This window comes from Microbacterium martis (assembly GCF_047246685.1).
Taxonomy (GTDB): domain Bacteria; phylum Actinomycetota; class Actinomycetes; order Actinomycetales; family Microbacteriaceae; genus Microbacterium.
In genome coordinates, this window is the sequence record NZ_JBFOKT010000001.1 from 1,273,774 (window position 1) to 1,293,538 (window position 19,765).

22 protein-coding genes and 4 tRNA genes are annotated in these 19,765 nt (G+C 70.2%); 13 read left to right on the forward strand and 13 right to left on the reverse strand.

Annotated elements, in window-relative coordinates:
• Nucleotides 1–96: 96 nt before the first annotated feature.
• A complete protein-coding gene (locus tag AB3M90_RS06120) occupies nucleotides 97–456 on the reverse strand; it encodes a YnfA family protein (protein WP_412950648.1) in 360 nt (119 codons plus the stop codon).
• Nucleotides 457–565: 109 nt separating this feature from the next.
• On the opposite strand from AB3M90_RS06120, the gene AB3M90_RS06125 reads away from it, so the two are divergent.
• Genes AB3M90_RS06125 through AB3M90_RS06140 form a run of 4 tightly spaced genes read left to right on the forward strand, consistent with a single transcriptional unit; the run spans nucleotide 566 to nucleotide 3,311 of the window.
• Nucleotides 566–967 carry a DoxX family protein gene (locus AB3M90_RS06125; protein ID WP_412950649.1) on the forward strand — a complete coding sequence of 134 codons (402 nt, stop codon included), beginning with the start codon at nucleotides 566–568 and terminating at the stop codon, nucleotides 965–967.
• Between the two features lie 49 nt (nucleotides 968–1,016).
• The gene (locus AB3M90_RS06130) at nucleotides 1,017–2,366 is read left to right on the forward strand and encodes a cryptochrome/photolyase family protein (protein WP_412950651.1); all 1,350 of its coding nucleotides are present in this window, start codon (nucleotides 1,017–1,019) and stop codon (nucleotides 2,364–2,366) included.
• 4 nt (nucleotides 2,367–2,370) lie between these two features.
• Complete coding sequence (locus AB3M90_RS06135) at nucleotides 2,371–2,841, forward strand: GNAT family N-acetyltransferase (protein WP_412950652.1); 471 nt, start codon at nucleotides 2,371–2,373, stop codon at nucleotides 2,839–2,841.
• Nucleotides 2,838–3,311: a GNAT family N-acetyltransferase gene (locus AB3M90_RS06140; protein WP_412950655.1), complete on the forward strand. Its 474-nt coding sequence runs from the start codon at nucleotides 2,838–2,840 to the stop codon at nucleotides 3,309–3,311. Before AB3M90_RS06135 ends, AB3M90_RS06140 begins: the two co-directional genes overlap by 4 nt.
• Before the next feature lie 145 nt (nucleotides 3,312–3,456).
• Here the strand turns inward: AB3M90_RS06140 and AB3M90_RS06145 are convergent, their stop codons facing one another.
• The 4 genes from AB3M90_RS06145 to AB3M90_RS06160 form a co-directional block, all read right to left on the reverse strand.
• Nucleotides 3,457–3,969: an AAA family ATPase gene (locus AB3M90_RS06145; protein WP_412950657.1), complete on the reverse strand. Its 513-nt coding sequence runs from the start codon at nucleotides 3,967–3,969 to the stop codon at nucleotides 3,457–3,459.
• A gap of 91 nt (nucleotides 3,970–4,060) precedes the next feature.
• Nucleotides 4,061–4,132: transfer RNA gene (locus tag AB3M90_RS06150), tRNA-Val, on the reverse strand.
• A gap of 25 nt (nucleotides 4,133–4,157) precedes the next feature.
• Nucleotides 4,158–4,228 (reverse strand) — tRNA-Cys (locus AB3M90_RS06155).
• A 55-nt stretch (nucleotides 4,229–4,283) separates the two neighbouring features.
• Nucleotides 4,284–4,356, reverse strand: a tRNA-Gly gene (locus AB3M90_RS06160).
• A 151-nt stretch (nucleotides 4,357–4,507) separates the two neighbouring features.
• Between AB3M90_RS06160 and AB3M90_RS06165 the strand changes: the two genes are divergently transcribed.
• The 3 genes from AB3M90_RS06165 (at nucleotide 4,508) to AB3M90_RS06175 (ending at nucleotide 7,127) form a co-directional block, all read left to right on the forward strand.
• Nucleotides 4,508–4,580 (forward strand) — tRNA-Val (locus tag AB3M90_RS06165).
• Nucleotides 4,581–4,590: 10 nt separating this feature from the next.
• Nucleotides 4,591–6,864 carry a hypothetical protein gene (locus AB3M90_RS06170; RefSeq protein WP_412950659.1) on the forward strand — a complete coding sequence of 758 codons (2,274 nt, stop codon included), beginning with the start codon at nucleotides 4,591–4,593 and terminating at the stop codon, nucleotides 6,862–6,864.
• A gap of 38 nt (nucleotides 6,865–6,902) precedes the next feature.
• Nucleotides 6,903–7,127 carry a hypothetical protein gene (locus tag AB3M90_RS06175; RefSeq protein ID WP_412950660.1) on the forward strand — a complete coding sequence of 75 codons (225 nt, stop codon included), beginning with the start codon at nucleotides 6,903–6,905 and terminating at the stop codon, nucleotides 7,125–7,127.
• On the opposite strand, the gene AB3M90_RS06180 is transcribed toward AB3M90_RS06175, so the two are convergent.
• The 3 genes from AB3M90_RS06180 to AB3M90_RS06190 all read right to left on the reverse strand — a co-directional run bounded on the left by AB3M90_RS06180 (nucleotide 7,079) and on the right by AB3M90_RS06190 (nucleotide 10,919).
• Nucleotides 7,079–8,743, reverse strand: a complete 1,665-nt coding sequence (locus AB3M90_RS06180; RefSeq protein ID WP_412950661.1) for an alpha-amylase family protein — start codon at nucleotides 8,741–8,743, stop codon at nucleotides 7,079–7,081. The two genes, AB3M90_RS06175 and AB3M90_RS06180, sit on opposite strands and share 49 nt — an antisense overlap.
• Nucleotides 8,740–9,705, reverse strand: coding sequence for a TIGR03885 family FMN-dependent LLM class oxidoreductase (locus AB3M90_RS06185; protein WP_412950663.1), 966 nt, complete (start codon nucleotides 9,703–9,705; stop codon nucleotides 8,740–8,742). Before AB3M90_RS06185 ends, AB3M90_RS06180 begins: the two co-directional genes overlap by 4 nt.
• Nucleotides 9,706–9,830: 125 nt before the next feature.
• Complete coding sequence (locus AB3M90_RS06190) at nucleotides 9,831–10,919, reverse strand: PQQ-dependent sugar dehydrogenase (RefSeq protein ID WP_412950665.1); 1,089 nt, start codon at nucleotides 10,917–10,919, stop codon at nucleotides 9,831–9,833.
• A gap of 144 nt (nucleotides 10,920–11,063) precedes the next feature.
• Between AB3M90_RS06190 and AB3M90_RS06195 the strand changes: the two genes are divergently transcribed.
• Both AB3M90_RS06195 and AB3M90_RS06200 read left to right on the forward strand, forming a co-directional pair.
• On the forward strand, nucleotides 11,064–11,495 hold the full coding sequence (locus AB3M90_RS06195) for a GIY-YIG nuclease family protein (RefSeq protein ID WP_412950666.1): 432 nt from the start codon (nucleotides 11,064–11,066) through the stop codon (nucleotides 11,493–11,495).
• A 116-nt stretch (nucleotides 11,496–11,611) separates the two neighbouring features.
• Nucleotides 11,612–11,797 carry a hypothetical protein gene (locus tag AB3M90_RS06200; protein WP_412950667.1) on the forward strand — a complete coding sequence of 62 codons (186 nt, stop codon included), beginning with the start codon at nucleotides 11,612–11,614 and terminating at the stop codon, nucleotides 11,795–11,797.
• 56 nt (nucleotides 11,798–11,853) lie between these two features.
• Here AB3M90_RS06200 and AB3M90_RS06205 read toward each other — a convergent pair whose 3' ends face one another.
• From AB3M90_RS06205 to zapE, 4 genes are all read right to left on the reverse strand, one after another.
• Complete coding sequence (locus tag AB3M90_RS06205; protein WP_412950669.1) at nucleotides 11,854–12,240, reverse strand: SPW repeat domain-containing protein; 387 nt, start codon at nucleotides 12,238–12,240, stop codon at nucleotides 11,854–11,856.
• An 82-nt stretch (nucleotides 12,241–12,322) separates the two neighbouring features.
• A complete protein-coding gene (locus AB3M90_RS06210) occupies nucleotides 12,323–12,895 on the reverse strand; it encodes a type II toxin-antitoxin system PemK/MazF family toxin (protein ID WP_412950671.1) in 573 nt (190 codons plus the stop codon).
• A 23-nt stretch (nucleotides 12,896–12,918) separates the two neighbouring features.
• Nucleotides 12,919–14,157, reverse strand: coding sequence for an ammonium transporter (locus AB3M90_RS06215; protein ID WP_412950673.1), 1,239 nt, complete (start codon nucleotides 14,155–14,157; stop codon nucleotides 12,919–12,921).
• Nucleotides 14,158–14,291: 134 nt separating this feature from the next.
• Nucleotides 14,292–15,326 carry a cell division protein ZapE gene (zapE, locus tag AB3M90_RS06220; RefSeq protein ID WP_412950675.1) on the reverse strand — a complete coding sequence of 345 codons (1,035 nt, stop codon included), beginning with the start codon at nucleotides 15,324–15,326 and terminating at the stop codon, nucleotides 14,292–14,294.
• A gap of 143 nt (nucleotides 15,327–15,469) precedes the next feature.
• On the opposite strand from zapE, the gene AB3M90_RS06225 reads away from it, so the two are divergent.
• Nucleotides 15,470–16,363, forward strand: a complete 894-nt coding sequence (locus AB3M90_RS06225) for a sulfurtransferase (RefSeq protein WP_412950676.1) — start codon at nucleotides 15,470–15,472, stop codon at nucleotides 16,361–16,363.
• Nucleotides 16,364–16,382: 19 nt separating this feature from the next.
• Nucleotides 16,383–16,814 carry a SufE family protein gene (locus AB3M90_RS06230; protein WP_412950677.1) on the forward strand — a complete coding sequence of 144 codons (432 nt, stop codon included), beginning with the start codon at nucleotides 16,383–16,385 and terminating at the stop codon, nucleotides 16,812–16,814.
• Here AB3M90_RS06230 and AB3M90_RS06235 read toward each other — a convergent pair.
• The gene (locus AB3M90_RS06235) at nucleotides 16,798–17,952 is read right to left on the reverse strand and encodes an alpha/beta hydrolase family protein (protein WP_412950678.1); all 1,155 of its coding nucleotides are present in this window, start codon (nucleotides 17,950–17,952) and stop codon (nucleotides 16,798–16,800) included. The genes AB3M90_RS06230 and AB3M90_RS06235 overlap by 17 nt on opposite strands.
• Before the next feature lie 25 nt (nucleotides 17,953–17,977).
• On the opposite strand from AB3M90_RS06235, the gene AB3M90_RS06240 reads away from it, so the two are divergent.
• A complete protein-coding gene (locus tag AB3M90_RS06240) occupies nucleotides 17,978–18,559 on the forward strand; it encodes a DUF3000 domain-containing protein (RefSeq protein ID WP_412950679.1) in 582 nt (193 codons plus the stop codon).
• Nucleotides 18,552–19,745: a ribonuclease D gene (locus AB3M90_RS06245; protein WP_412950680.1), complete on the forward strand. Its 1,194-nt coding sequence runs from the start codon at nucleotides 18,552–18,554 to the stop codon at nucleotides 19,743–19,745. Before AB3M90_RS06240 ends, AB3M90_RS06245 begins: the two co-directional genes overlap by 8 nt.
• Nucleotides 19,746–19,765: the final 20 nt, after the last annotated feature.

A 19,765-nucleotide genomic window follows, 5' to 3' on the forward strand; every position in this document is an offset into this window, starting at 1 on the left:
GGGCGAAGCCGTCGTGCGGCCGGGCGTTGTCAGGCACAGAAACTCTCCATCTGGGTCGGTACCCAGGTTACTCGCACGGCACCGTCGCGCCGACCGTCACGAGACGGGATCGGATGCCGTCGTCGACGCGGCGGGCGCGACGATGATGATCGCGGCCCCGACCAGGGCGACCGCGGAACCCACCCAGTCCCACAGCGTCGGGCGGAACCCGTCGACGATGATCCCCCACGCCAGGGACCCGGCGATGAAGACACCGCCGTAGGCGGCGAGGACGCGGCCGAAGTTCGCATCGGGTTGCAGGGCCGCGATGAAGCCGTAGGCCCCCAGGGCCATGACGCCCAGCACGGCGGGCAGCCAGCCCCGATCCTCCTTCACCGCCTGCCAGATGAGCCAGGCGCCGCCGATCTCTGCGAGGGCGGCGAGGACGAAGAGGACGGCGATGCGCAAGACGGTCACGGGGACAGTGTCGCAGGGCGCGATTCACGACGCGACCGCACGACGCCGGGTGGATGCGAGGACGACGCCGAACGCGGCGATGCGCTGCGGTGGCGGGTAGCGTGGCCGCATGAGAGCACTCGCCCGCTGGATCCTCGCACTCGCCCTCGCCGCGATCGGCGTGCTGCACTTCACCGCGACCCGGGGCTTCCGTGTCGTGGTGCCGGAGTGGGCCACCAGCCTCACGCGTCTCGACAAGAACGACATCGTGCTCGCGTCGGGCGCCGCCGAGGTCGCTCTCGCCGTAGGCCTCGTCGCCCTCCCGCGAGAGCGCCGCCGGATCGGCTGGGCGACAGCGGCATTCTTCGTGGCCGTGTTCCCCGGCAACGTGCATCAGTGGCGGACGCGGCGGTCCACGCCCGGACTCGACACCGACGCCCGGAGGCTCGGACGACTCTTCCTCCAGCCCCTCCTCGTGGTGTGGGCGCTGTGGGCGACCGGGGATGCCGCCGCGAAGGGGCGCCGCCGTTGACGTGTCGCGCGCCCGAGACGCTCGCGCCGCCGTCCGCCACAATGGGCCCATGACCTCCCCCTCCCTCGTCTGGTTCCGCGACGACCTGCGTCTCGCCGACAACCCGGCGCTCCGCGCGGCCGTCGACCGCGGTGAGCCCGTCGTCGCGGTGTACGTGCTCGACGAGGCGTCCGACGGCATCCGACCGCTCGGCGGCGCTGCGCGCTGGTGGCTTCATCATTCCCTCGCATCGCTGTCGGAGCGGCTCGAGGAGCGCGGGTCGCAGCTCGTGCTGCGCCGCGGGCGCGCCGCCGAGGCGATCCGTGCGCTCGCCGAGGAGACGCACGCCGGAGCGGTGTTCTGGAACCGGCGGTACGGGGGTCCCGAGCGCGAGATCGACGCGGGCATCAAGGCCGCGCTGCGCGACGACGGTCTCACGGTGGCGTCTTTCGCGGCATCGCTCCTGCACGAGCCGTGGACGGTGACCACCGGCAGCGGCACGCACTATTCCGTCTTCTCCCCCTTCTGGCGCGCGTGCCTCGCGCTGCCCGCCCCGCGCGCTCCCCTGCCCGAGCCGCGCTCGATCGACGGCCCGCGCACACGACCTGCATCCGACGCCCTGGACGGCTGGGGTCTGCTTCCGACGACGCCGGACTGGGCGGGCGGGCTGCGCGAGACGTGGGAGCCAGGCGAACCGGCAGCACGCCGCCGGCTGAAGCAGTTCCTCGCCGAGGATCTCCCCGCCTACGGTCGCGCGCGAGACGAGCCGTCGGCGGGGGCGACCTCTCTTCTCTCCCCGCGACTGCGCTGGGGAGAGCTCAGCCCGTTCACCGTCTGGCACGAGGCGGTGAACGTCGACGGCGCGGGGCGATTCCTCTCCGAACTCGGGTGGCGGGAGTTCGCCTGGCACACGCTGTTCCACGCTCCCGATCTGGCCACCACGAACCTCCGCCGAGAGTTCGACGCCTTCCCGTGGCCCCCGCTCGACCCGTCACTCCTGGACCGCTGGGAGCACGGCGAGACCGGCATCCCACTGGTCGACGCGGGCATGCGCGAACTCTGGCACACGGGCTACATGCACAACCGGGTGCGCATGGTGGCGGCATCGTTCCTCGTCAAGAACCTGCTCATCGACTGGCGGCTCGGCGAACAGTGGTTCTGGGACACCCTGGTCGATGCCGACGGCGCCAACAACCCGTTCAACTGGCAGTGGGTCGCCGGCTCCGGCGCGGATGCGGCCCCCTACTTCCGCATCTTCAACCCGGAGCTCCAGGCGAAGAAGTTCGACCCGGAGGGCGTGTACATCGGCAGATGGGCCGGCGACGCACCCACTCGGCCGATCGTCGACCTCGGCGAGACGCGCAGGGCCGCGCTCGCCGCGTACGACGTCGTCAAGCGCGCCCCGCGGGATGAGGGGTGACGGCGTGGCGACCAGCATCCGGCGATACCGGCCCGACGACGCATCGGCGACGCGCAGGGTCTTCGACCGTGCGATCAGGGTCACGGCCGCCGCCGACTACACGCCCGAACAGATCGAGGCATGGGCGGGCGGTGTCGATCCCGCCGGCTGGGCGGCTCGCCGCGCGTCGGCCGCCACCTGGGTCGCCGAGCGCGACGGCGCGGTCGTGGGGTTCACCGACATCGACGACCACGGGTACATCGACATGATGTTCGTCGATCCCGAGGTCGGCCGCAGCGGGATAGCCGGCGCTCTGCTCGCGCACGTGACGGCGATCGCCGCGGCGCGGGGCCTCTCCGACCTGTCGGTGAACGCCAGCGAGACCGCCCGTCCTTTCTTCGCTCGATACGGCTTCGTGGTCGAGGCCTCTCAGGAGGTCGTGCGCGCGGGTATCGTCCTGACGAACCATCGGATGACGAGGAGGATGGGCGCATGAGCGGAACCTGGCTGCCGTCGGACTTCCTCCACCCGCGTCTGGTCGAATGGCGCGACGGCGTGCACCTGCGGCCCATCCGCGCATCCGATGTCGATATCGACATGCCGGCCGTCATGGGCAGCCGGGAGATGCTCTGGGAGATGTACGGCGAGGCCTGGGGATGGCCGCCTGCGACGATGACCCCGGAGCAGGATGCCGACGACCTGCAGCGCCATGCCGATGAGGTCGAACGCCACGAGTCGTTCAACTACGCGATCCTGGCGGCCGACGAATCGGAGCTGTACGGCTGCGTCTACATCGACCCCGTCGACGCCGACGGCATCGAGGCGGAGGTGTCGTGGTGGGTGACGGCGGAGGCACCCGAGTGGCTGAACAGGGAGCTGGGCCGGCGCGTCACGGCGTGGATCGATTCCGCCTGGCCGTTCACCCGCGTGCACACGCCGTTCAACCGGACGCGATTCCCGGCATGACCTGACCTCGAGGCGTCAGTCCGCGCGGCCTCGTCGGAACAGCCAGACCGCGACGCCGATGGCGATGCCGACAGCCATCCCGATGCCGATGCCGAATCCGACTACTTCTCCTCCGTCCTGCCCACGCCGTATCGCGGCTCGCCTCTCAGACGCTCCACCCCGCGCGCCGGAGCACCTCTTCGGCGGCATCGACCTCCGTACGGTCACACGTGGAGACGACGAAGTCGCGCACGTCCTCGAGGTCGGTGCGCGCCGCGTGATGGTCGACCCACGCTCGCAACGAGGCGCGCCACTCCTCGGTGGGTTCACGCTCGGTGACCCGTGCCTTGAGGACCTCCAGCGGCGCCACCAGCTCGCACACCTGGAACGAGGCCGCGGGAGCGGCGGCGCGCAGGAGCTCGAGGCGGTCGACATCGGCGACGACCGTCGGGATGATCATGCGGATGCCGGGCACCGCGGCGTAGCGGGGCCAGACGGCTGCGAGGTTGCCCAGCCAGAAGTCCCGCTCCGGTGAGGGGAAGATCAGGTTCAGCTCGTCGACGTCGATCACCCCGTGCGGCACGCCCGCGGCCCGCAGGAGTTCCGACATCGCTCGGGCCAGGGTGCTCTTCCCGGAGCCGGGAGAGCCGTGCAGGATCAGAACGCTGGCGGAGTCCATCCGCCGACGATAGCAATGCCCGTCGTGGGCAGGCATCCCGGGTCGAGCGGCCAGGAATGCGAAAACCCCCGGAGCTCCGGGGGTTTCTCTGTGCGCGATACTGGGATCGAACCAGTGACCTCTTCCGTGTCAGGGAAGCGCGCTACCGCTGCGCCAATCGCGCCCGTGTGGGCTATTCAGTTGCGGTGAGGTGGCGACGGGATTCGAACCCGTGTAAACGGCTTTGCAGGCCGGTGCCTAGCCGCTCGGCCACGCCACCGTGTGGATCGAGCCCACGTGCGGTGGATCCTCCCGAAGGGGAACCTCTGCACTCGAGCGGATGACGAGACTCGAACTCGCGACCCCAACCTTGGCAAGGTTGTGCGCTACCAACTGCGCTACATCCGCATTTCGTTCCCGGTCGACCCGGGCACTCATGAAACATTAGCCGATGATCGACGAGTGTCCAAACCGGAATCGAATCTCGCGCGTGTCCCTCGGAGTGGTCCTCACGGCCGCTGGGTGTCGGGTAGTATCGGTTGACGTACCCCGCAGGTAGGGGCGATTGGCGCAGTTGGTAGCGCGCTTCCTTCACACGGAAGAGGTCATCGGTTCGAGTCCGGTATCGCCCACAGGATCATCATGAAGGCCGCCGCCGAGACGGGGGCCTTCGTCGTCACGGTAGCGTTCGTCGTCTCCGCCCCGCGTCTTCCGGACCGTGATCGGCATCAGCACGCACGCGAGTCCGGCCGCCAGCGTGCCGATGAGCCAGATCGACGCGAACGGCCAGCCCAGAGCGAACCAGCCGGCCGCCGCCGTCGCCGTCGCCACGAGAGCCGCCGGCCGCGCGATGCGCGAGCCGCGGACGAAGAGACCGGCGCTGAGCACCAGGGCGAGGAACGACGGCGCGGCCAGGCTGCGGGCGCTGTCGACCGCCGCGATCTGAGCGGGCGCGACGATCCCTTCCAGGTCAGCCGGGAGGGTGAGGGCCCCGAACAAGGGCAGCGCGAGAGCGAGGAGCACGGCAGCCCTCGGCAGGCTTCGCCGGGCACGACGCCGACGACCCGTCCGGCGAAGCTCACCCGCCGCGGCGAGCACCGAGTTCCGCTCCAACAGATGTGCACCGCGCGCGGCGGCCGCCCACCACACCGCGACCAGCAGAGCGACGACCACCACCACCGAGGCGATGTCCGTCGACGTGCCGACGGCGACACCGAGCAGCGAGAGGATCGCCGCGATCATCACGATGGCGCGGAGCGCGCGCAGTCCGTTCAGCTCCACGCGGTGCTCGTAGAGCGCGGGTCGCAGTTCGGCGTCCCACGCCATCCGCCGCCGGTCGTCGAAGGGCTCACCGCGCACCGCGAGCCGCGCGGCGACGGCGATCGTCGGCGTGACGGCGATCCCGTTTCGCGCATAGCGCACGTGATCGAGGCTCATCGATCCGGTCTGCGGGATGCGTCTGAGCCGCGCGGCCGGTCCGAGCACGTGGAGGGGCAGCGAGATCGGGTCGCGACCGGCGCTGAAGTCGATGCCCGGTGCCGTGGTGTGGCAACGGGCGATGATCGCCCGCGCGAGCGGCCGGATGATCGAGAGGACCGCGCCGAGCAGCGCCAGGAGCGCGATCGAAAGCACGTACGACGCGAGAACGACCGCGGACGGCGGCTCTCCGTCGGCGAGTTGATCGACCGCTGCCGGGAGCATCACCGACGCGATGCGCGCGGTCTCCTCGGCGACCGCACGCAGATGACCCTCCGCCGCCGTGCCTCCGAGCCACACCAGCTGCACGATCTGCTCGTGCACGCGCAGCTGCGCCGCAGCCTCGGGGATCGATCCCACGATCGCGGCGATCGCCCCTCCGACCGACGCGATGAAGGCCATGACCGCCACACTCGCCGCCAGGGCCAGCCAGGCCCGGCCCTTCTTCGTCGCCTCGTGCAGCGTGGCGAGGATCCCCTGACCGCTGCCGAGGGTGAGCAGGGTGACCGGCGTCGCGACCAGGTCTGCCGATCGGGCCCATTCGGTGAGGATCGACCCGCCCTGCGAGTGTCCGATCAGCACGTGGTGGTCCGCCGCGGCGGCGGCGATGCGCTGACCGCACTGATCGATCGCCCAGAGTCGGAACGCGTCGTCCGAGCACCAGACCAGCGCATCGTTGAGCAGCAGGATCGGCCTGCTCAACCTCGCCTGGGCGGCGCTGCTGACGAGCCCGATGGCGCACGCGACGCCACCGTAGAGGAGGATGCCCACGAGTGCGAGGCACCCGAGCAGCAGCAATGCGGCGGCTCGGACGATCAGCCAGGCCAGCCAGACGGCGACGGGGACGACGAGCAGGAACGTCGCGAGAGGCAGGACGAGACCGACGATGAGCACCGACGCCAGGACGAGCGTCCGACGGCGAAGGGTCTGCCCGATCTCTGTCGCCCGTCGCACCCGGCGGACGAACACGCCCCAGGGAGCGACCAGCTGCAGGAGCATGACGGCCAGAGCGGCGCGGAAGACCCACCAGGCGACGACGGTGACGGGTCGCGGTGCGACATCCGCGCCCCAGTGGAACGGCTGGATCGTCACATCGACCCGATCCTCCGGCGAGTCGGCGATCCAATGGGTGTGCCGCCCGTATGCGCCGGCTCGGCACTCCGGTGCGCACTCCCCTGGCTCCCAGGGTCGCTCACCGCTCGCGACGACCTCGCTCAGATGGCGGAGCTGCTGTTCGACGAAGTGCTCGCGGTCGCGCACGCCGATTCCGTGCAGGTACAGCAGGTAGACCCGGCGGCGGACAGGCGCATGCGGAACGGACCCGGCTCTCTTCCGCGACACCCGCACCTCCCCATCGGCATTCCGAGCTTGCCCGACCGCGACCCGGGACGGCAACCGTCGTCTGTCAACGCCCTGCAGCCTGCGGTCTGCGCGCGATAGGAAGAACACGGTCCGCGACGAACAGACAGGAGCACGCGATGAGCAGCATCCCCAGCGCCACCCCCGCCGACGACGACAGCAGCACCTACGACGGCCCCGATGACGACCTGGCATCCGGGAACATCTCGGATGCCGATTTCGTCCAGCCGTCCCCCGACGCCGAGCCGTCCCCCGACGCCGAGCCGTCCCCGGACACCGCCGAGGCGGATGACGCTCAGGTCACGCGACCGTCGCCCGGACGGGACACGCGCAGCCAGCGGTAGCCGAACGCCGGCACCTCGAACGCCACGACCCCCTTCGGACCGAGCGGCAGTCGCGCCGCATGGAGCAGGTCGACGAGAGCCGAGCCGTCGGGCTCGTCGGGCAGTCGGAAGCGCGTCTCGACGGGAACCTCCGAGAAGTTGTGCACCGCGACGAACCGCCCCACGTCGGCGGTCAGCGAATGCACGAGCACCGACGAGGCCGGCTGCTCGACGACCTCGAACGCGCCCCAGCCCAGCTCGGGCGAGATCCGGTAGCGCGACACGAGATCGCGGACGAAGTGCAGTAGGGACCCGCGGTCCTCGAGCTGCGTCGCGACGTTGACGTGCGTCGGCGCATAGCCGTCGGAGGGCGGCGCGGCGACGAGCCGCGAGGGCGCAGCATCCGAGAAACCGCCGTTGCGATCGTCGGACCACTGCATCGGCGTGCGCACCGCCTGTCGCCCGGGGATCTCGATGTTCTCCCCCATGCCGATCTCCTCGCCGTAGAACAGCACGGGCGTCCCCGGCAGGGTGAACAGCAGGCTGTACGCCATGCGGATGCGGCGGGGGTCGCCCTCGAGCATGGGCGGCAGCCGACGCGTGATGCCGCGCCCGAAGACGCGCTGGCGCTCGTCGGGGGCGAAGGCCTCGAAGACCTCCTCGCGCTCGGCGTCGCTGAGCTTGTCGAGGGTCAGCTCGTCGTGATTGCGCAGGAAGTTGGCCCACTGCACCTCGGTCCCGAGCTCGGGTCGCGACCGCAGCGCCTCGATCAGCGGCGCGGGGTCGCGCCGCACGAGCGAGAGGTACAGGGCCTGCATCCCCACGAAGTCGAACTGCATCGTCAGCTCGTCACCGCTCTCGCCGCCGAAGTACTCGATCTGCTGCTCGTAGGGCAGATTCACCTCGCCGAGCAGGATCGCCTCGCTCGACCTGCGCTGCAGGAACCGCCGGATGTCTTTGAGGAGGTCATGGGGTTCCGGGATGTCGGCGCCCTCCGGGATCTCGAGCAGGAAGGGCACGGCATCGACACGGAAGCCCGAGATGCCCAGTTGCAGCCAGAAACCGATGACCTTCGCGATCTCATCGCGCACCCGCGGGTTGGCGATGTTGAGGTCGGGCTGGTGCTCGTAGAAGCTGTGCTGGTACCACTGCCCCGACTTCTCGTCCTTCTCCCAGATGCCGTCGGCCTGTCCGGGGAAGACGGCGTTCTTCTGTCCCTTCGGCGGCGCGTCCGAACGCCAGATGTAGTAGTCGCGGTACGGCGAGTCCACGCTGCGCTTCGCCGCCAGGAACCAGGGATGCCGGTCCGAGGTGTGGTTGACGACGAGGTCGACGATCACCCGCATCCCGCGGTCGCGAGCCGTGCGGATCACCTCGACCAGATCGCCGTGCGTGCCCAGGCGCGGGTCGATGCCGTAGAAGTCGCTGATGTCGTAGCCGTCGTCGCGATCGGGCGTGGGATAGAAGGGCATCAGCCACAGGCAGGTCACGCCCAGCTGTGCCAGGTAGTCGATGCGCTGCCCCAGCCCTTGCAGGTCTCCGACGCCGTCGCCGTTCGAGTCGAGGAAGGTCTCGACGTCGAGGCAGTAGACCACCGCCGTCTTCCACCAGAGATCGCTCGTGTCGGTGATCTTCACAGCTGCTCCTTGAGTGCGGGGAGGAGGTCGGATGCCGCCATGTCGAGGTACTCGGACTGCTCGGTTCCGACGTGGTGGAGGTAGACGCGGTCGAAGCCGATGGTCACGAGTTCCGCGATGCGGGACGCCAGCGAGGCGGGGTCGTGGTCGATCAGCACCGCCCGGCGCAGTTCCTCCGGATCCTTGCCCGCGAGGGCTGCGTCGAAGTCCTCCGGCTGTTCGAGATCCCAGGTGATCGGCGGCGCGAGCAGGCCGTTGCGCCACTGATCCCGCGCGATCGCGAACGCCCGGTCGTCGCTCTCCGCCCAGCTGAGGTGCACCTGGAGGATGCACGGTCCGATGCCCCCGGCCGAGCGGTAGGCCTCGACGACGCGCCGCAGCGCGTCGGGTTCCTGCGCGACCGTCGCGAGGCCCTGCGCCCACGACGCCGCCCAGCCCGCCGTCTCCGCGCTGACGGCGGTCGCGAACAGCGGCGGCGGGTGCGCGGGTCTGCTCCACACCCGCGCTCGGTGCACCCGGACCAATCCGTCTTCGCTGACCTCTTCGCCCGCGATGAGTCGGCGGATGACGTCGACGCTCTGACGGAGGCGTTCGTTGCGGACGTCTTTGGGCGGCCACTCGTCGCCGGTGACGTGCTCGTTGATCGCCTCGCCGCTTCCCATGGCGGCCCAGAAGCGGCCGGGGAACATCTCCTCCAGGGTGGCGAACGCCTGTGCGATCATCACCGGGTGATAGCGCTGACCGGGTGCGTTGACCATGCCGATCGGAAAGCTCGTCCGGGCGAGGGCGGCCGCGATCCAGCTCAGGGTGAATCCCGACTCCCCCTGAGCGGTCGTCCAGGGCGCCAGATGATCGGAGGACATCGCCCCGTCGAAGCCGGCGCGCTCGGCGTCGATCACCGCCTGCAGGAGCGCGCTCGGTGGGATCTGCTCATGGGAGGCGTGGAAACCGAGGAAGACCATGCCCCGAGTCTGGCAAGGAACGCGCGGATGCGGGAGACCTCGGCCGCTGTGTCCGCCGATGCGTCGCGCGTCGACAGCCTCGACGTCGTCGCGCCCGCGGATCGACCGGGAGGGGAGCTGCAGTCTCAGCCGACCCCGAATCGGAGGATGCGGTCGTCGCCGTCGCGAGGGGCACCACGGCCGTCGGTGTTGTTCGTGAGGATCCACAGCGCCCCGTCCGGCGCGACGACCGCGTCGCGCAACCGGCCGTGCTCGCCGACGAGGTGTTCGTGGGCGGCGCCCGGGTCGGCGAGCGGCACCTCGCGCAGGCGCTCCCCGCGCAGGTTGGCGAGGAAGATCGACTCCCCCGCGACGGCGATGCCGCTCGGGCTGGCGTCGTCCGGATTCCACTGCTGCACCGGGTCGATGAAGCCCTCGCGCCCGGCGATGCCCTCGACCTCGGGCCAGCCGTAGTTCCCGCCGGGCTCGATCACATTGAGCTCGTCCCACGTGTCCTGACCGAACTCGCTCGCGTAGAGGGTGCCGTCCGCCGCCCAGGTGAGGCCCTGCGGGTTGCGGTGTCCCGAGCTGTATACGGGGGATCCGTCGACCGGATTGTCGGCGGGCACCTCGCCCTCGGGCGTGAGCCGCAGGATCTTGCCGGAGAGCGACGTCTCATCCTGAGCCGACGACGGGTCGCCCGCGTCGCCGACGGTCGCATAGAGCATTCCGTCGGGTCCGAAGGCGATGCGGCCGCCGTTGTGATTCGCCGCGGCCTCCATTCCGGAGATGACCTCCTCGGCGGGGCCGAGCCGCAGGGAATCACCCGGCCCGCTCAGGGCGAAACGCTCGATGCGATTGTCGTCGGCCGTCGTCAGGTAGGCGTAGAGGTCGCCGTCGTGCACGGCGATGCCCAGGAGTCCACCCTCGCCCCGAGGACGGACGCCGTCGATGACGCCGACCTCCCGGATGCCGCCGTCTGCGGCGACCTGGACGATGCGGCCCGAGTCGCGCTCGCTGACCAGGGCGACGCCCTCGTGGAACGCGATCGACCAGGGCGCCTGCAGGCCCTCGGCCACGACCTCTGCGCTCGTCAGGTCGACGACCGGCGGGGTCGACGGCGGCGCCGCCGTCGGACCCGCCGACGGACCGGCCGACGGGGCGGTGCACGCGGAGAGCACGACCACCATCGCCAGGGAGGCGGTCGCGAACCCCGATCGTCGAAGATCTCGCATCCCGTCACCTCCCCTCGTGGCGCGAGCGCATCGCCCCGCGCGTCCCTTCGACACTAGGCTCCCTTCCCTTCCACCGCGAGCCCGTCGCGCCCCGAGGCGGCGCCGTCCGGAGGGATGTCGGCGGCCGGGCGTAGCGTGCGATCCGTGCTCTCCGACGGCGACCTCCCCGGCCCCTGCCACCTCTGCGGTGGCGGTTCCGGCGCGCGCCTGGGAGCGGCGTGGATCTGCAGCGCGTGCGGCTGGCGATACGGAGACGTGCCCGACGGCGACCTGCCCCTGCCGCAGATCGAGGTCGTGTACTACCTCCGGTTCGACCGCCGCGTGAAGATCGGCACGAGCCGGCGTCCGCGGCAGCGGCTCGCCGCCATCCGGCACGACGAGCTGCTGGCGTTCGAGCGCGGCGGGCGTTCCGTCGAGCAGCAGCGCCACCGCGACTGGTCGGCGGAGCGCGAGGGCGGCGAATGGTTCACCCTCACCGACGCGCTGCGCGCGCACACCGATGCCCTGCGCGCCGCCGGCGACCCGTGGCTGCTCTACGCGCGCTGGCTCAGCGCCGCCCTGCGCGGCGAGGACTAGCATCCGGTTCCGCTGCGCACCAGGGGCTCGTCCTCGGCCGATCGGGGTTGCAGACTCCGACCGAGCGGGCGACGACACGAGCGTCCGCAGCTGGATCACGAACGACAGGAGACGCCATGAGCGATGTGAACGACAGCGGCAACCCGACCGACGACGATGCCGCGATCGCCGGCGACGGCAGCGGCGACCCGAACCGCGACCGCGGCTTCCTGCAGGACCTCCCGCCCGCGCAGGTGGACGACGACGCCGTGCAGGAGGCCCAGACGGATGCCGAGGACGACGAGGATCCTTCGACGGTCTGACCTTCGCGCACGACGAGGCGCCCCGCCGATCGGCGGGGCGCCTCATCGTCCGGGAGTCAGGCGGTGGCGGCGCGACCGCGGTTGCCCGCCGGCTGGGGCTGAGAGAACAGCACCACGACGATCACCGCGATGCCGACCACCACGTGCGGCACCCAGACGTTGGGCGCTTCGCCCGAGAATCCGAAGATCCAGGGCGACAGCGCGAGGAAGAGGCTCGCGACGATGTCGAAGGCGAGGTGCACGGGCATCGGGATGAAGCCGAACGGGCCCCACTCGTACTTCGTGAAGAGGCTGTAGACGATGAGGCCGACACCCAGCACGATCGGGATGACGACGGCGGGTCCGCCCATGCCGGCGAATCCGAAGAGCCAGGGTGCCGCGATGAGCGCCACGCCGACGACGTAGTCGAGGATGCCGTGGACCTTGGTGGGGATGAAACGCATGATTCCTCCTTGTGCTTCGCCGCGCTCGCGGCTCACACATGGTTCGGCGCCCGCTCGGAATCGGATTGCGGCGTCGCGGGGATCAGCGCCGTCCGCCGGCGTCCGCCCAGCCGTAACGGCGTCGCAGCACGCTCGCCACCGCGTCGTAGCGGCGCCGGTCGAGAACGGCCGCCTCACGACGCAGGCCCTTCTCGTGCACGCTGTACAGCTGCTCCACGTCGACCCACGACTCGCGCCCCTGCGAGTCCCAGTCGCCCGATCCGATGGGCACAAAGTCGCGGTCGCCGTCATGCGGTGTGCTGGTCAGGCGCACCGCGTACACGCGATCGCCCGACGATCGTCCGATGACGAGCACCGGGCGGTCCTTCCCCCGGCCGTCGTCCTCCTCATAGGGGACCCAGGTCCAGACGATCTCCCCGGCATCGGGGGCGCCGTCGGGCTCCGGCGCGTAAGCGACCTGCAGTGCGGCGATGCGAGTCGGATCGACCCTGATCGTCCGCGGGGCGCCCGCGCGATCGACCGCCGCCCCGCCCGAGGTGCGCAGACGCGCCATCGGGCGCCTCGGACGAGAGGTCCGAGGCGCCCGATGCGATGATCCCATCGCGGTGCGCACGAGCTGCGCGAGTGCCGTCAGGATGCCGTTTCCGTTGCTCACACGGTCACCCTACCGACAGCGGCTCAGGCGTCGGCGAGAGCGTAGCCCTCCTCGCCGTGCACGACCTGGTCGACGCCGGCGATCTCGTCTTCGTTGGTGATGCGGAAGCCGATCGTCTTCTGGATCGCGAAGCCGATGATGAAGGCGACCACGAAGGAGTAGATCAGCACTCCCAGCGCGGCGATCACCTGCACGGCGAGCTGTCGGGCGTCTCCGCCGACGAACAGGCCGGTGCCGGTGGCGAAGAAGCCGAGGTACACGGTGCCGATCAGACCGCCGACGAGGTGGATGCCGACCACATCGAGCGAGTCGTCGAAGCCGAGGCGGAACTTCAGCTCGACCGCGAGGGCGCAGACGATGCCGGCGACGGCTCCCAGCAGCAGCGACCAGCCGGGGGTGAGGTTGGCGCAGGCCGGCGTGATGGCGACCAGACCGGCGACGGCACCTGAGGCGGCTCCGACCGAGGTGGGCTTGCCGTCCTTGATCTTCTCGATGAGGATCCAGCCGAGGATCGCGGCGGCCGTGGCGCCCAGCGTGTTGAGTCCGATGAGGCCCACGCCGCCCATGTCCTCGGCCAGCCACTCGGCGCCGGCGTTGAACCCGAACCAGCCGAACCACAGCAGCGCGGCGCCGAGGAGGGTCAGCGGCACGTTGTGCGGCTTGAGGATGCCCTTCTGGAACCCGATCCGCTTGCCGAGCACGAGGGCCAGCGCGAGTGCGGCCGCACCCGCGTTGATGTGCACCGCGGTGCCGCCGGCGTAGTCGATGACGCCGATGCCGCTGTCCTCGCCGAACAGGGCGGTGCCGAGGTTCATGATCCAGCCGCCGCCCCAGACCCACGCGGCGACCGGGAAGTATCCGACGGTGGCGAAGACGCCCGCGAAGATCAGCCAGCTGCCGAACTTCGCCCGGTCGGCGATGGCGCCCGAGATCAGCGCGACGGTGATGATCGCGAAGGTGGCACCGTAGGCGACACCCAGGAGGGCGACGTTCGAGCCCTCACCCGAGGCGAGGCTCGAGAGACCGAAGTCGGCGAACGGGTTGCCGGCGAAAGCGGTCGGGCTGTCGACGGCGCTCATCGAGAAGCCGAAGAGAATCCACAGCACGGCGACGAGACCGATCGAGCCGAAGCTCATCATCATCATGCTGACGACGCTCTTGGCCTTGACCAGACCACCGTAGAAGAAGGCGACGCCGGGCGTCATGAGCAGGACCAGCGCGGTCGCGGTGATCGCCCACGAGATGTTGCCGGGAGCATCCATAGGAAAACCTCACATCCGAAGTAATTGAGAGCTTCAGTGTGACCACGCGCGGTTTCGCGCATGCGTGAGGTTTGTTTCCTCGCTGTTACAGGAGTGCCCGGCGTGTGAACATCGCGTTACACGGGGCTGCGGGGTCACGCAGAATGCGTGAGCGCGTTCAACCGGGAGATGGCGCGCAGGTACTTCTTGCGGTATCCGCCGGCGAGCATCTCGTCGCTGAAGACCTCGTCCAGGCCGCGGCCGGTCGCGATGACCGGGATCTGCGCGTCGTAGACCCGGTCGACGAAAGCGACGAAACGGAGCGCCTCGGACTGGTCGGTGAGCTGACGCACATCGCGGAGGCCCACCTGGCCGATCCCGTCGATCACGCGGATGTAGCGCGACGGGTGCACCTGGGCGAGATGGCGGATCAGGTCGTCGAAGCGATCGTCGGATGCCGCACCGGCCGCCGCCGCCCGCTCCGACGCCTCGGCATAGGCGTCGTCGTCGAGGACGACGGCGTGACCGTCGAGAGCGCGCTGACGGAAGTCGACGCCGTCGATGCGCAGAGTCTGGAAGCGATCGGACATCGCATGGATCTCGCGCAGGAAGTCCTGCGCGGCGAAGCGTCCCTCTCCGAGCGCGTTGGGAGGCGTGTTCGAGGTCGCTGCGAGCCGGGTGCCCGTGGGGACCAGCTCTCCCAGCAGGCGCGTCATCACCATCGTGTCGCCCGGGTCGTCGAGCTCGAACTCGTCGATGCAGAGCAGATCGGCGCCCTTGAGCAGTTCGACGGTGTTCTTGTACCCCAGAGCGCCGACCAGCGCCGTGTACTCGATGAACGAGCCGAAGTACTTCCGTCGCACCGGCATCGCGTGGAAGATCGACGCGAGCAGGTGGGTCTTGCCCACTCCGAAGCCGCCGTCGAGGTAGACGCCCGGCTTCATCTCGGGCTCCTTCTTCGCCCGGCTGAAGAGCCCGCCGCGTCGGACGGCGCCGCCGCGACCGGAGAAGCGCATCAGCGTCTGCTTCGCCTCCTCCTGCGAGGGGTGGGCGGGATCGGCGCGATAGCTGTCGAACGTCGCCTCGTCGAACTGCGGCGGCGGCACCAGACTCGCCAGCATCTCGGGCCCGCTCACGGTCGGCTGGCGATCGGTGAGGTGCACGACTCCCGTGCGGGTGCTCTGGGTCATCACGGTCCTGAATCGGTGCTGGCTGTGTCGAAGTCTTACGAATCCGACGCCGGCTGCCCGGCGGGGATCTATCGTCGAAGGGACGGCTCCACCCTACGCCGTCCGCACGCGCCCCTCGCCCGCTCACCGCTACCGGAGATCCCATGGCCATCGAGTTCGACACCTCCTCCCCCAAGTTCGCCGAGTACGCGGCCCCCGGTCGCCTCGTCTCCACCGACTGGCTGGCGGAGCATCTCGGGACCCCGGGTCTGGTCGTCGTCGAGTCGGATGAAGACGTGCTGCTGTACGAAACCGGGCACATCCCGGGCGCCGTCAAGGTCGACTGGCACACCGAGCTCAACGACCCGGTCGTGCGCGACTACGTCGACGGCGAGGGCTTCGCCGCGCTGCTCGGCGCCAAGGGGATCGCGCGCGACGACACGGTCGTCATCTACGGCGACAAGAACAACTGGTGGGCGGCGTACGCGCTGTGGGTGTTCTCGCTGTTCGGGCACGAAGACGTCCGGCTGCTCGACGGCGGGCGCGACCGCTGGATCGCCGAAGGGCGCGAGCTGACGCGCGACGCGACCACCCGGCCTGCGACCGACTATCCCGTCGTCGAGCGCGACGACTCGGTCATCCGCGCCTACAAGGAAGACGTGCTCTCGCACCTCGGCAACCCCCTGATCGACGTGCGCTCCCCCGAGGAGTACAGCGGTGAGCGCACCACGGCGCCCGCCTACCCGGAAGAGGGCGCGCTGCGCGCCGGTCACATCCCGACGGCGCAGAGCGTGCCGTGGGCGAAGGCGGTGGCCGAGGACGGCGGGTTCCGCACCCGCGCCGAGCTCGACGCGATCTACCGCGACGGCGCCGGACTGAAGGACGGCGACGACGTGGTGGCGTACTGCCGGATCGGCGAACGGTCGAGCCACACCTGGTTCGTCCTGCGGCATCTGCTCGGCTTCGAGAACGTGCGCAACTACGACGGCTCGTGGACCGAGTGGGGCAGCGCGGTGCGTGTTCCGATCGTCACGGGGACCGAGCCCGGCTCCCTCTGAACGTGGGAGAATGGCGGGGATGAGCGAAAGCGACCTTCCTGACGTCCTCACCGAGATCCGCGACGGCTTCCTCGAGACCCCCGAGGCCGATCGGCTCCTGCTCCTCCTCGAGTACTCCGATGAGCTGCCGCCCGTCTCCGACGAGGTGGCGAGCCACCCCGAGATGTGCGAGCGCGTCGCGGAGTGCCAGTCACCCGTGTACATCCACGTCGAGGTGCACGACGACATCGTGACCATGCACGCGACGGCGCCCGAGGAGGCACCGACGACCCGCGGCTTCGCCAGCATCCTGGTCCAGGGCATCACCGGCCTCAGCGCCGACGAGGTCCTGGCCATACCCGACGACTACCCGCAGACGATCGGCCTCACCAAGGCGGTATCGCCGCTCCGCCTCGGCGGCATGACGGGGATGCTGATGCGGGCGAAGAACCAGGTCAGGCAGAAGCGCTGAAGCCTCGGGCGGTCACCCAGTCGGTGATCGCCGCCGTCCAGCCGTCCTGATCGTAGTTCCAGATCTTGGTGTGGCGTGCTCCGCTGAACTCGGGCATGGTCACGAGATCGGGCCGTGCGTCACGCAGCGCCCGCGAGGAGTCGATCGGGACGAACCCGTCGTCGACGCTGTGCAGGATCAGGATCGGCGCCGACAGTTCGGTTGCACGAGCGACCATGTCGAGGCGGTCGAACGAGATCGCGTCGTCCGCGCCGCTCATGCGCGCGGTGAGGCGCTGTTGCAGCGCCCTCATGGCGAGTTCGGGCAGCGGTGCGCGCACACGGGCGAGCCGGGCCTGGAACCGCAGCACCGTGCGCCAGTCGACGACGGGCGACTCGAGGATCAGCCCGGCGATCCGGTCGCGATGACCCGAGCTGACCGCCGCCTGCAGCGCGACGGCTCCGCCCATCGACCAGCCCATCAGGATGACGCGCTCGGCGCCGTGGCGCAGCGCGTAGGCGATGGCCGAATCGACGTCGCGCCATTCCGCGGCGCCCAGGGCGTAGGCTCCGGCGCGGCTGCGCGGCGCCTCGCCGTCGTTGCGGTACGAGACGACGAGGTTCGGCAGACCTGCGGCATGCAGCACGGGCACCGCGCGCAGGCACTCGACCCGGGTCGCCCCGCGACCGTGCACCTGGATGACCCACGTCGACGACGCACCCGGGAAGAACCAGGCGGGGCACGGGCCGGCCGGCGACCCGATGAGCACGCTCTCCCAGGGCAGGTGCAGCTCGTTCGGCGAGGCGTAGTAGTAGCCGCTGAAGCCGGCGCCCGCGTCGACCCGCGCGCCGGTCTCGATCTTCGTCAGCAGCTTGCGTCGCACGCTCGTCGCGTCGGCGCTGAGGACGGCGCCGAGCTTGACGTATCCGTACGTCCCAGTGGTGAACAGGCCGTAGCGCCCTGGGAGCTCGGTGTCGACCGTGCGCTGCAGCTCGATGGTCTGCGCACCGGTGTCGACGGCCAGGATGCGGGTGTCGGCGGGTCGGCCCATCGGCGTGACGACGCGACGGGCGACGGCGAGGACGAGCAGCGACAGGGTCGCCCCGAGTGCCAGCACCGCGGGGACGAGGAGCGCAACGGCGTGCCTGAGTCTCTTCATCGCCTCCTGACTCTAGCCTGTTGCCGTGACCGCACACCCCGAGGCCGGGACCCCCTTCGACAGCGCCGCGGCCGAACTGCGCGAGACCGTGTTCCGCGACGACATCGTGGTGCGCGAGATCGCGACGCCGCAGGGCCTGGCCCCCTTCGCCATCGCCCTCGCCGCCGACGTCCGCCCGGACGGCGAAGGCGAATCGATCTACGGCACGGGCCGTTTCGTCCTGCTCCACGACCCCGATGAGCCCGCGGCCTGGGGCGGCGCCTGGCGCGTGGTCATCTTCGCGCAGGCGCCCCTCGAGAGCGAGATCGGGACCGATCCGCTCCTCGCCGACGTCACGTGGTCCTGGCTCGTCGACGCGCTCGAGTCGCGTCAGGCCCGTCACCACTCCGCATCGGGCACCTCGACCAAGACACTGTCGAAGGGATTCGGCGGCCTCGCGGAGGAAGGCGACGGAGCACAGATAGAATTGCGGGCGTCCTGGACTCCGGATGGCCCGTTCCGACCGCACGTCGAAGCATGGGCCGAGCTGGTCGGAATGCTGGCGGGACTTCCGCCAGGCTCCGAGGGCATCGCCGTGATCGGCGCGCGAAAGGCTGTACGTGACTGAATACTCCGTGATCTCGGATGCTGAGGAGTTCCGCGCCGCCTGCGCTGTGCTCGCCGCCGGCACCGGGCCGGTCGCCGTCGACGTCGAACGGGCGTCCGGCTTCCGCTACTCCCAGCGCGCGTATCTCGTGCAGGTCTTCCGGCGCGACGCCGGCGTCTTCCTGTTCGACCCGCCGGAGCTCGGCGACTTCTCACCGATGCAGGAGGCGATCGGCGAAGTCGAGTGGGTCTTCCATGCGGCGAGTCAGGACCTCCCCTCGCTCCGCGAACTGCGCCTCGAGCCGCCGTCCATCTTCGACACCGAGCTCGCCTCCCGCCTTCTCGGTCACGAGCGTGTGGGGCTCGCCGCGGTGGTCGAAGACACCCTGGGCATCGGCTTGAAGAAGGAGCACTCGGCATCCGACTGGTCGACCAGGCCGCTTCCCGCCGCCTGGCTGGAGTATGCGGCGCTCGATGTGCTACATCTGATCGATGTGCGCGACGTCCTCGTCGCCGAGCTCGCCGAGCAGGGCAAGACCGACTTCGCCGCGGAGGAGTTCGCCGCGACGCTGACGCGTCTGCCGAAACCCCCGCGCGAGGACCCGTGGCGACGGTTGAGCGGATTGCATCAGGTGCGCGGGGCGCGCAACCTCGCCGTCGCCCGCGCCCTGTGGCAGGCCCGCGAGCTCTACGCACAGGAGCAGGACATCTCCCCCGGTCGCCTGGTGCCCGATCGCTCCCTGGTCGCCGCGGTCATGGCGAATCCGCAGTCGAAGCAGTCGCTGGCGGGCGTCAAGGAGTTCCAGGGGCGGGCGAGCCGCACGCAGCTGGACCGCTGGTGGCAGGCGATCGTCGACGGTCGTGCGACGGAAGAGCTTCCCCGCGAGCGGGTGCCGAGCGACAGCCTGCCTCCGGCTCGCGCGTGGGGCGATCGCAATCCCGAGGCCGATGCCCGGCTCAAGGCCGCACGTCCCGCGGTCGAGGCCGTGGCGGAGGAGCTGGGCATGCCCACCGAGAACCTGCTGACGCCCGAGTTCCTGCGCCGGATCGCGTGGGACGTCCCCGGTGACACGGCGGAGGCCATCGGTGCCGCGCTCTCGGCGCTCGGTGCCCGACCGTGGCAGGTTGCACAGACCGCACAGAAGATCGCGGATGCCTTTGTAGAGGCTGCCCAGTCGCCCGACACCACGTCCGCACCCGCTTCGTAGGTTCGATCCAACCGATTCCT

Excerpts from the sequence above, each read along its gene's own strand:
- AB3M90_RS06125 (WP_412950649.1), top strand. The coding sequence starts at position 566 with ATGAGAGCACTCGCCCGCTGGATCCTCGCACTCGCCCTCGCCGCGATC.
- AB3M90_RS06130 (WP_412950651.1), top strand. The coding sequence starts at position 1,017 with ATGACCTCCCCCTCCCTCGTCTGGTTCCGCGACGACCTGCGTCTCGCC.
- AB3M90_RS06140 (WP_412950655.1), top strand. The coding sequence starts at position 2,838 with ATGAGCGGAACCTGGCTGCCGTCGGACTTCCTCCACCCGCGTCTGGTC.
- AB3M90_RS06145 (WP_412950657.1), bottom strand. The coding sequence starts at position 3,969 with ATGGACTCCGCCAGCGTTCTGATCCTGCACGGCTCTCCCGGCTCCGGG.
- AB3M90_RS06170 (WP_412950659.1), top strand. The coding sequence starts at position 4,591 with ATGAAGGCCGCCGCCGAGACGGGGGCCTTCGTCGTCACGGTAGCGTTC.
- AB3M90_RS06175 (WP_412950660.1), top strand. The coding sequence starts at position 6,903 with ATGAGCAGCATCCCCAGCGCCACCCCCGCCGACGACGACAGCAGCACC.
- AB3M90_RS06185 (WP_412950663.1), bottom strand. The coding sequence starts at position 9,705 with ATGGTCTTCCTCGGTTTCCACGCCTCCCATGAGCAGATCCCACCGAGC.
- AB3M90_RS06190 (WP_412950665.1), bottom strand. The coding sequence starts at position 10,919 with ATGCGAGATCTTCGACGATCGGGGTTCGCGACCGCCTCCCTGGCGATG.
- AB3M90_RS06200 (WP_412950667.1), top strand. The coding sequence starts at position 11,612 with ATGAGCGATGTGAACGACAGCGGCAACCCGACCGACGACGATGCCGCG.
- AB3M90_RS06205 (WP_412950669.1), bottom strand. The coding sequence starts at position 12,240 with ATGCGTTTCATCCCCACCAAGGTCCACGGCATCCTCGACTACGTCGTC.
- AB3M90_RS06215 (WP_412950673.1), bottom strand. The coding sequence starts at position 14,157 with ATGGATGCTCCCGGCAACATCTCGTGGGCGATCACCGCGACCGCGCTG.
- zapE (WP_412950675.1), bottom strand. The coding sequence starts at position 15,326 with ATGACCCAGAGCACCCGCACGGGAGTCGTGCACCTCACCGATCGCCAG.
- AB3M90_RS06225 (WP_412950676.1), top strand. The coding sequence starts at position 15,470 with ATGGCCATCGAGTTCGACACCTCCTCCCCCAAGTTCGCCGAGTACGCG.
- AB3M90_RS06230 (WP_412950677.1), top strand. The coding sequence starts at position 16,383 with ATGAGCGAAAGCGACCTTCCTGACGTCCTCACCGAGATCCGCGACGGC.
- AB3M90_RS06235 (WP_412950678.1), bottom strand. The coding sequence starts at position 17,952 with ATGAAGAGACTCAGGCACGCCGTTGCGCTCCTCGTCCCCGCGGTGCTG.